Here is a 9,674-nt window from a genome sequence, read left to right as displayed (position 1 = left end):
CCCGGCAGTGTTTTCAGGTCTTTTAATATGCCGGTTACTTTAAGATCGTGCAGGTTATCTATCCGTACGGTTTTACCCATGGGGTCCTGGTTAGCGAACAATGCTTTGGCGGTTGACTCCGTGAGCACAATGGAAAAGGGCTCTTTCAGCACACTGGCGGCATTGCCCTGCAGCAGGGGAAACGGAAATATTTTCAGGAAATCGCCGCCTACTACCCCACCGGGCATATACAGTTTATTATCGCCTGCCATCAGGCCATGGGGGCCCATCCAGTCGCTTTCGGCCAGGTATTCTATTTCAGGGATGTTATTGCGCAGCACATCTGCCAGCTTCAGGGAAGTGGTGCTGAAGGTCAGTATCTCGCCATTGCTGTTGTAATTGCGCTTTACCTGGTAAACGCGGTCGCTGCCGGGCAGGGAATTATCGTAGGAACATTCGTGGTACACCCATAAGGCTATCAGCAGGGTAACGGCCATGCCTATAGCCAAACCAAAGATGTTGATAGCGCTGTAAACCTTATTGTTCACCAGCTGCCGCCAGGCAATCTTAAAATAGTTGGAGATCATGAACCGGAGTTTACCCCAACGCCGCGCTAAGAAAGTGCCAGATAAAAGCGGTATTGTCAGTCAATTGATTATATATGCTACAGCTGGCGCCGGTGTCCGGTTTTGATACACCGGACGTCCGGTAGTGGTACTGCTGTAAAGCTAAACTGCTGATACCAGATCTGTGGTTGTTGCAGTTAAATCACGCTTCCTCCTTCGCCCGCTCCTTCACCACCACCAGGTCCGAGAGCTTTACGTTCATAGGCAGGTTGCCTATTTTCACAATGGCCCGTTTGTCGCGGATCTCCAGCACTTTGCCTACCTGGTTGTTCGTAATGATCTTTACCTGGTCGCCTACCTTGCACTCCCCGCCTATTTCCTGGAAACGGTCGTTCACCTTCTTTTCCTGTCTTTCATTGATCTGCTTTTCCCGTTTGCGGAACAGCAGGGCCTCTGCCTGCTTCATTACCTTTTGCTTATCGTCTGTACGCTTCCACTCCACCAGTATCTGCTTCATTTTGCGCTCCATATCTTTCAGGTAATGCAGCTCTTCTTCGCGTATCTTGTTCTGCAGCTTCAGGATGGCCTGCTCCTGTTTCTGGCGCTCTTTATCAGACAATATCTCGTATTCCTTTTTCAGGCGTTCATTTTCTTTGAGCAGCTTTTGCAGCTCTTTTTCTTTCTGCTCTACCTTTTGCAGGTCCTGCTCTGCTTTATTCAGCAGCTTGTCCAGCCGGAAATGCCCTTCATCTACCAGCTTGCGGGCGCGGTTTATGAGGCCGGGATCCAGGCCAATACGCTGCGCAATGGAAAAGGTATAGGAGCTGCCGGGCTTACCCACCATCAGCTTATACATAGGCAGCAGGTTTTGCTCGTCAAAACCCATGGCGCCGTTAATAATGCCCTTTACCTTGTTGGCCATTATTTTCAGGTTCAGGTAGTGCGTGGTTACAATGCCAAAGGAATGCTTGCGCGCCAGCTCCTCCATGATCACTTCTGCAAAAGCGCCGCCCAGGTTAGGGTCTGAGCCGCTGCCCAGTTCATCTATGAAGAACAGCGTTTTGCCGTTGGCGTTCTCCATAAAGTACTTCATGTTCTTCAGGTGCGAGCTGTAGGTGCTCAGCTCAAATTCCAGCGACTGGGTATCACCGATATGGATCATCAGCTGCCTGAAAATTCCCAGCTGCGACGTAGGATGCACCGGCACCAGCAGTCCGGCCTGCAGCATCAGCTGTATAAGGCCCACGGTTTTAAGCGTAACGGTTTTACCGCCGGCGTTAGGCCCGCTGATCACCAGTATGTGATTGTCTTTGTCCAGCGTAAGGTTAATGGGTATGGTAGGCTTACTGTTTTTACGGTTGTACAGCAGCAGCAGCGGGTGATACGCATTTACCAGGTGCACCTGCGCATGTGAGGTGATCATGGGAAAATTACCGTCCATATCCAGGGCCAGGCGCGCCTTGCCGCGTATAAAGTCGTACAGCCCCAGTATATCATGATAGCTGCTGAGCAGCGGCCCGTGCTGGCTCAGGGCAGCGGTAAGGTTGCGTAAAATGCGGTACACCTCCTTTTCCTCATCCCTTTCCAGGGCAAATACCTCATTATTGATCTCAATGGTTTCTTCGGGCTCAATGAAAGCGGTTTTGCGGGTATCTGACTCCCCGTGCAAAATACCTTTCACCATCCGTTTGTGCTCGGCAAAAATGGCCACCACGCGGCGGGTGTTCAGGAAAGCTTCTTCAATATCCGCCAGGTAGCCCTGCTTGTTCAGCTTTTGGAGAATGCGGTCAAACACGCGGCGCAGCTCCGAACGTTTGCGGAACAGCGACATCCGTATTTTTTGCAGCTCGGGGGTGGCGTTATCGCGCACCTGCCCGCTTTCGTCCAGCACTTCATCTATCAGCGCAATCACCTTCTTTTCATAATGGGTATTGGCAATGATGCTGTATAAACCGGCATACTGCACGCGGCGGTCATGATCAAAAAAGCGGAAAATGCCATGCATGATCTCTGCCAGGCGGCGCAGCTGCATCAGCTGGTCCTCTTTCAGCACAGCGCCTTGTATGCCCAGTAAACGTAATTCTGTTTTCAGGTTCAGCACCGGGTCATTCGGGAAGTATTCCTGCAGTAACAGCAGCTGTTTATACTCATGGGCCTGTTGCAGGGCCGCACGTACATAGTCAATATGGGTATGCAGCCGCAGCTCGTCCGCCATTTGCTTACCCATTTCTGTTTTGCAATGCTCTTTCAATAAAGCCTGTACCTTGTCAAACTCCAGTTGCACCAGGGCCGATTCGGGAAAATATTTCATGTAAAATCGTTGGTCTTTTTTATTGCCACATGGAACAACCCGGCAAAAATTCGCTATCAGTCACAGCACGCTTATTTTCCGCCATGCAAACAGGAACTTTGATTCGTTGTTTCATCTCGTTATATCTAAAAGAATGTTAAAGTTACTTAACTTGCCCGTTTTAAGCATCGCTATTATTGTAATTTACGTACCAGGAGTAAAAATTTTTATGTTGAGATACGCGTTGTTAAGTGGTTTGCTGGCAGTTACCATCAGCGCCTGCGCCCAAAATGTTCCTGCTAATACAGAAAAAGTACCCGACGATATGGACACACCCGACAATACCCATTTAGAAAAAGCCACCTTTGGCGGCGGTTGCTTCTGGTGCACGGAAGCACAGTTCCAGTACCTGGATGGCGTGATAAAGGTAGAATCCGGCTATGCCGGCGGCACCGTTGCCAACCCTACCTATGAGCAGGTATGCACCGGCACAACCGGCCATGCAGAAGTAATACAGGTTACCTACGATCCATCAAAAATCAGCTACGATGAGCTGCTGCAGGCCTTCTGGCAAAGCCACGATCCCACGCAGCTGAACCGCCAGGGCAACGATGTAGGCACCCAGTACCGCTCTGTTATTTTCTATCATAACGAGGAGCAGCACAAAAAAGCGGCCTACTACAAGGAAAAGCTGCAGGCGTCCGGCGCTTATGATAAACCCATTGTAACGGAAATAGCGCCGCTGAACAACTTTTACGCGGCAGAGAACTACCACCAGGATTATTATAATCAAAACGGGTCACAACCCTACTGTCATTTTGTGATAAAGCCCAAGCTGGAGAAATTTAAAAAGGTGTTTAAAGATAAGCTCAAGCACACAAAATAGCAGCCGTACCGCTGTAACCATCGCCGTAGATTTATTTGCAACAAATAGTTTACGGCGATTTTTTATGTCAATAGGAAAATGATTTTCACGTATATACAGTTTTAAAAAAACTGCAAAGAGTTATGTAGTGTTAAAAACTACCCCTATAAGCAATAAAATAGTAAATTGACGCTGTAATTCAGCTGTTACCACGTTAAAAAAAACGATCCATCTATGCTTGAGCAGTCAACAACTACTACCAGAAGCATTGACAGCGCCATTGAAGAAAAAACCATTGACCTCTGCCTGCGTAAGGGTATGATAGAAGGCATCAAGTACTATTGGGAGCAAAAAAATCAGCAAACCGGCATCAGACACTCTTTACGTTTGGCAAAAGAAGATGTGGAAACCTTACTGCGAACCCGTGGCCTGCGCGATGCGGTACGACAACCCAAAAACAAGGCCTGGCTGGTAATGGTGGGTATTATACTCCTGAGCATTGCCGTTGGCATTTATTTTTATTCCAGGGCACACGTACACCCTTAACCGAACTTCACCGAAGTCATTGTTAGCGACCCCATTACTGATTTATCATTAAAGAACACAGGTTGCTCCTTCGCATCCTGCAGGGCCAGCGTGTATAGTAACGGGTAATAATGGTCCGGCGTAGGAATGGCCAGCCGGGCCGATTTGCTCAGCTGTTCATAGTGGATGAGCGCCTGGTGATTGCCTTCGAGTATACGCTGCTTGAACAGCTCATTCATTTCTATACACCAGTCGTACCCGTATTCCGGCGCATCCGCCTTATCCCAGGCCACCATGCGCAGGTTATGCACCATATTGCCGCTGCCGATGATCAGCACTCCTTTTTTACGCAATGCCGCCAGTTCCCTGGCCAGCTCATAATGGTAGGCCGGCGGCTGGTGATAATCGATGCTCAGCTGCAGCACCGGTATGTTGGCTGCAGGGTACATACGGCGTACTACCGTCCAGCTGCCGTGGTCCAGGCCCCAGTCATGATCCAGCCCCACATGGGTTTTGGTGATCAGCTGCCGGGTAGCCTTTGCCAGCGCCGGATCGCCGGGCGCAGGGTATTGCACCGCATGCAGCGCAGGCGGAAAGCCGCCAAAATCATGAATGGTGGCAGGATGCTCCATAGCCGTAATATGCGTGCCCCTGGTAAGCCAGTGGGCGGATATTACCAGCACGGCTTTGGGTACCGGTATCTCTTTCCCCATCTGCTCCCAGCGCTGGCTAAAGATATTATCCGCTATCCCGTTCATAGGAGAGCCATGCCCGATGAACAGCACCGGCATTGGCGTTTCCTGCTCATGCAGGCCATCCGTAAAATTCCTGAACGATTGTAATGAGATCATAGCAACAGCCCCTCCCAATAGTTTCCCTATAAAATCTTTACGTTTCAAGGGAGATCATAGTTTTTTATCCTGCAAAATTACGCCTAAAGCAGCGATAACCGCCCCGCAGCTTACCCGGAGGTAAGCAGGGTTTCAGATACCTGCACAATCGTATATAATGCTGTTACACTACCTAATTAATCCTCATATTTTCGTACATTGGTGGGATGGGATCCAACACTTTTCTGCTGTATGGCGCCTATGGCTATACTGGCGAGTTAATTGCACGTTATGCAGATCAATACGGGCTGTCACCCATACTAGCCGGCCGCCGCGCCGCGCCGCTGACCACATTATCCGCAAAACTGGGATTTCCTTACAGGACTATTGACCTGGACGATGCACCTGCCCTGCAGGCCGCGTTGCAGGACGTAGAGGTAGTGGTAAACGCCGCCGGCCCGTTTGACCGTACGGCCCGCCAAATAGTAGAAGCCTGCCTGCAAACCAACACGCACTATCTGGATCTGAACGGCGACCTGGAGATTTTTGGAATGATATACCGCTATAACGAAGCTGCAAAGCAGGCAGGCATAATGCTGCTGCCCGGCGCGGGGTTTGATGTGGTGCCTACGGATTGCCTGGCCATGTTCCTGAAAAATATGCTGCCCGATGCGGTAGACCTGAAGCTGGCGTTTACCATTCTTGGCAGCAGCCTTTCCCATGGCACTGCGGTGAACACCATTGAAAAGCTGGGCCTGCCCGGCTTTGCCCGTGTCAATGGCGGGCTGGTAAACGAGCCGGTAGGCGAAAAAGCAATGTGGGTTGACTTTGGCGGCAAGCGCATTTTTGTTGTAAGCCTGCCCTGGGGCGATGTGGCTACCGCAGGCTACAGCACCGGCATTCCCAATATACGCACCTATACCAATATGCCCAGGATAGCCTACTGGCTGTTAAAAGGACAGTCCCTGTTTAACTGGCTGCTGCGCAGCCGGCCGGTACGCGCCCTCATTAAGTATAAAATAGACAACGGGCCGGCCGGCCCGGGCGATGTAACGCGCACCCAGGGCGTTAGCTATATCTGGGGCCGCGTAACCAATGCCATGGGGCAAACGGTTACGGCCCGCCTGCGCACGCCCGAAGCCTATGACCTCACCGCCTATGCTACCCTGCTGATCACACAAAAAATATTACAGGGCCAGTTTACGCCCGGGTTTCAAACGCCTGCCACTGCTTACGGCGAAAACCTGGTAATGGAGCTGCCGCGGGTACAGCGGGATGTAATGTGAGCTGCCATGCGCTGTATGCACAGGAAGCTTACAGGCAGCCTGCACTAACCTGGCTGCTGGCCAGGACAATTGTTACCAGGCATATGCAGGATCGCTCTCGCCCCGGCGCCCGTAAACAGCGGCGCAGCTGCTGCGGAACTGGTAGTAAAAGCGTTGAGTACGGGTAGTAAAAGCGTTCGCAACTGGGGGTAAAAGCGTATGAAAAGGGTAGTAAAGCGTATGCGCTTCCCGTTAAAGCATAAAATTATACAGCGTGTGCTTGCACATGCTTTTGAAATCCGCTAACTTCATAGTGTAGCATATTCATGTAGCATACCGTCATAACAACCAAACCGCGTGGCTGTTTTAACCTTAACCTCATAAATTACTGGTAATTATGTCTTCCATTTCCCGCAGAAATGCACTGAAAACATTAGCAAAAGGCAGCGGCGTGCTGTTGTTGTCGCCCAACGTGCTGCTGGCGGCCACTGCCCGTAAAAAAGAGCGCCTGGGCATAGCGCTGGTAGGCCTGGGCTATTACAGCACCGATCTGCTGGCCCCTGCCCTGCAGCAAACCCGGCGTTGTTACCTGGCCGGTATTGTAACCGGCACCCCGTCTAAAGCAGCGGCCTGGCAAAAGCAGTATAATATCCCGGATAAAAATATCTACAACTACCAAACTTTCGACAGCATTGCCAACAACCCGGATATTGATGTGGTGTATGTAGTATTGCCGCCTTCTATGCACAAGGAATATGTCATCCGCGCCGCCAACGCCGGCAAGCATGTGTGGTGCGAAAAGCCCATGGCTGTTACCGGGCAGGAATGCCGGGAAATGATTACGGCCTGTCAAAAAAATAAACGCTCCCTGGCCATCGGCTACCGCCTGCAGCATGAGCCCAATACGCAGGAATACCGCCGCATTGTGCAGCAAAAGCTGTTAGGCAGTGTAAAGGAATTAAGCTGCGCGGCGGGGTACCGGGAAAACCGCACCAACCACTGGAAACAAATAAAAGCCATGGGCGGCGGCGTTATGTACGATATGGGCGTATATGCCATACAGGGCGCCCGCCTGGGCACGGGCATGGAGCCGGTAGCGGTGGTATCGGCCCAAACTTCTACCAACCGCCCGGAGATCTATAAGAACGGGCTGGACGAAATTGCGGTGGCCACCCTGGAGTTTCCCGGCGGCACCATGGCCCATATTAAAACCAGCTTTGCGGAAAATGTGAACTTCATGGACATTACCTGCGAAAAAGGCAAAATTCAGCTGGCCCCTTATTCCGCCTACAACGGTGTACAGGGCAGCAGCCCGTTGGGCGCTATTAACCATCCCTACCAGGTACCCTGGCAGCAGGCCAAACAAATGGACGATGACGCCCTGGCCATTATGCAAAAAAAGCCCATGCTGGTACCCGGGGAAGAAGGGCTGCGCGACATTCGCATTGTGGAGGCCATTTACCGCTCCGCAGGCAGCGGCCAGCGGGTGGCTTTATAAACGGCATCCCGTAAAACCGGCACGCATTTTAGGCCCTTTTCTTGTAAAAACCTAACATGGCCAGCCGTTCTACAACATCCACTGCCCGCCCGGCCACGAAAAGCCGGGCTAAAAAAGCCGCTACCACCCGTACAGCCGTCCGCACCAAACGCAGTACACTGCCCGTTAATGTTACCCCCATGCTGGCAACCCTGGCCGATCAGCCTTTTGATGACGCAGGCTGGCTGTACGAGATAAAATGGGACGGCTACCGTACACTGGCCTTTATGGATAAAAAAACAACAGATCTCAAATCCCGCAACAATAAATCCTTTAATGATAAATTCTATCCTGTTTACGAAGCCATACAGCAATGGGGCATACAAGCTGTGGTAGATGGGGAGATTATTGTATTGGATGAACAGGGCCGGGCCGATTTCAGCCGGCTGCAGGGCTGGCGTAGTGAGGCCGACGGCGCGCTCATTTACTATGTATTTGACCTGCTATGGCTGAACGGGCATGACCTTACCAACCGCCCTCTTACAGAACGCAGGGCCCTGCTGGAGCAGCAGGTACCCGCGGACGGCATCATCCGCCTCAGTGAAAGCTTTGCCACCTCCGGCACAGAATTTTTTGAAGTGGTAAAAAAAATGGGGCTGGAAGGTATTATTGCCAAAAGGGCCGACAGCCTGTATTATCCCGGTGAGCGCAGCAAAGAGTGGCTGAAAATAAAAACCAGCGAGCGGCAGGAGGTGGTAATAGGCGGCTACACCCGCAACGAAGGTTCGGGCAAACCATTCAGCGCCTTACTGGTAGGGTTATACGAAAAAGGGCAGCTGCACTATACCGGCAAAATAGGCACCGGCTTTAACACCCGCCTGCAAAAACAGCTGCTGCAGCAGTTTAAGCCTTTGGAGATAAAACAGTGTCCCTTTACCACTGTACCGGATGTTAACAAACCTTCCCGTTTCCGCCCCAACCCGCCGGCAGCAGCGGTTACCTGGCTGCAGCCCCGGCTGGTATGTGAGGTAAGCTTCCGGGAAATGACGCCCGATGGCGTAATGCGCCATCCCTCTTTTGAAGGCCTGCGTGAAGATAAACCGGCAGAACAGGTAGTGCTGGAGCAGCAGGTGCCGGCTGCGGCCCGGGTTAAAACACGTACCACCGGCGCCGGCAAAAAGCTGCTGACGCCCGCCGGCAATACAGGGCGCAAAACCTTGCTGAACCCCACCGATAAAACCCAGGTGCGGCCTATAGGAGAGCATGCCCTGAAGTTCACCAACCTGGACAAGCTGTTCTGGCCAAAGGAAAAGGTGACCAAGCGGGATATGCTGAATTATTATTACCAGGTAGCGCCCTATATGCTGCCTTATATGAAAGACAGGCCCCAATCCCTCAACCGGCATCCCAATGGCATTAACGGCAAAAGCTTTTACCAGAAAGATGTTACCGGCAAAGTACCCGATTGGATAGCCACCTTCCCCTACCACAGCGACGCCGACGGACGTGATAAAAACTTCCTGGTGTGTACGGACGAAGCCAGCCTGCTGTACATAGCCTCCCTGGGCTGCATTGAAATGAACCCCTGGAGCAGCCGCATTCAAACCCCCGATCACCCGGACTGGTGCCTGATAGACCTGGACCCCGACAAAACCACCTTTAACCAGGTAATTGAAGCAGCGCAGGTAACAAAGGAAATACTGGATGCCGCCGGCGTACCCTCCTGCTGTAAAACATCCGGCTCTACGGGCCTGCATATCTATATTCCGCTGGGCGCAAAGTACACATATGAGCAATCCAAAGAGTTTGCCCGGGTTATTGCAAAGCTGGTGCACAAGGCCATTCCATCGTTTACTACCATTGAAAGGGCTACTGCC

General features: G+C 51.7%; 8 protein-coding genes. 5 read left to right on the top strand and 3 right to left on the bottom strand.

What is annotated here, in order from left to right:
• Together VFS25_RS07150 and VFS25_RS07145 are read right to left on the bottom strand one after the other, a co-directional pair.
• Window positions 1-566 (bottom strand): ABC transporter permease (locus VFS25_RS07150; RefSeq protein WP_326461441.1); only part of this gene is annotated, 566 nt, incomplete at its 3' end.
• Between the two features lie 181 nt (window positions 567-747).
• On the bottom strand, window positions 748-2,856 hold the full coding sequence (locus tag VFS25_RS07145) for an endonuclease MutS2 (RefSeq protein WP_326461440.1): 2,109 nt from the start codon (window positions 2,854-2,856) through the stop codon (window positions 748-750).
• Window positions 2,857-3,064: 208 nt separating this feature from the next.
• On the opposite strand from VFS25_RS07145, the gene msrA reads away from it, so the two are divergent.
• On the top strand, window positions 3,065-3,721 hold the full coding sequence (msrA, locus tag VFS25_RS07140) for a peptide-methionine (S)-S-oxide reductase MsrA (protein WP_326461439.1): 657 nt from the start codon (window positions 3,065-3,067) through the stop codon (window positions 3,719-3,721).
• 213 nt (window positions 3,722-3,934) lie between these two features.
• Window positions 3,935-4,246, top strand: a complete 312-nt coding sequence (locus VFS25_RS07135) for a hypothetical protein (RefSeq protein WP_326461438.1) — start codon at window positions 3,935-3,937, stop codon at window positions 4,244-4,246.
• On the opposite strand, the gene ygiD is transcribed toward VFS25_RS07135, so the two are convergent.
• Window positions 4,243-5,124, bottom strand: coding sequence for a 4,5-DOPA dioxygenase extradiol (gene ygiD, locus VFS25_RS07130; RefSeq protein ID WP_326461437.1), 882 nt, complete (start codon window positions 5,122-5,124; stop codon window positions 4,243-4,245). The genes VFS25_RS07135 and ygiD overlap by 4 nt on opposite strands.
• A 158-nt stretch (window positions 5,125-5,282) precedes the next feature.
• Here ygiD and VFS25_RS07125 point away from each other — a divergent pair, with 158 nt between their 5' ends.
• The 3 genes from VFS25_RS07125 to ligD form a co-directional block, all read left to right on the top strand.
• On the top strand, window positions 5,283-6,341 hold the full coding sequence (locus VFS25_RS07125; protein ID WP_326461436.1) for a saccharopine dehydrogenase family protein: 1,059 nt from the start codon (window positions 5,283-5,285) through the stop codon (window positions 6,339-6,341).
• Window positions 6,342-6,717: 376 nt separating this feature from the next.
• Window positions 6,718-7,818: a Gfo/Idh/MocA family oxidoreductase gene (locus tag VFS25_RS07120; protein ID WP_326461435.1), complete on the top strand. Its 1,101-nt coding sequence runs from the start codon at window positions 6,718-6,720 to the stop codon at window positions 7,816-7,818.
• A 56-nt stretch (window positions 7,819-7,874) separates the two neighbouring features.
• Window positions 7,875-9,674: DNA ligase D (gene ligD / locus VFS25_RS07115; protein ID WP_326461434.1), on the top strand; the 1,800-nt coding region annotated here is incomplete at its 3' end.

The organism is Chitinophaga sp. (assembly GCF_035761305.1).
GTDB lineage: Bacteria > Bacteroidota > Bacteroidia > Chitinophagales > Chitinophagaceae > Chitinophaga.
The sequence above is the reverse complement of the archived record's forward strand: the minus strand, read 5'-3'. Positions and strand labels throughout refer to the sequence as shown.

Bases quoted from the DNA above. Each gene is read 5' to 3' on its own strand.
- VFS25_RS07145 (WP_326461440.1), bottom strand. From the start codon at position 2,856: ATGAAATATTTTCCCGAATCGGCCCTGGTGCAACTGGAGTTTGACAAG.
- msrA (WP_326461439.1), top strand. From the start codon at position 3,065: ATGTTGAGATACGCGTTGTTAAGTGGTTTGCTGGCAGTTACCATCAGC.
- VFS25_RS07135 (WP_326461438.1), top strand. From the start codon at position 3,935: ATGCTTGAGCAGTCAACAACTACTACCAGAAGCATTGACAGCGCCATT.
- VFS25_RS07125 (WP_326461436.1), top strand. From the start codon at position 5,283: ATGGGATCCAACACTTTTCTGCTGTATGGCGCCTATGGCTATACTGGC.
- VFS25_RS07120 (WP_326461435.1), top strand. From the start codon at position 6,718: ATGTCTTCCATTTCCCGCAGAAATGCACTGAAAACATTAGCAAAAGGC.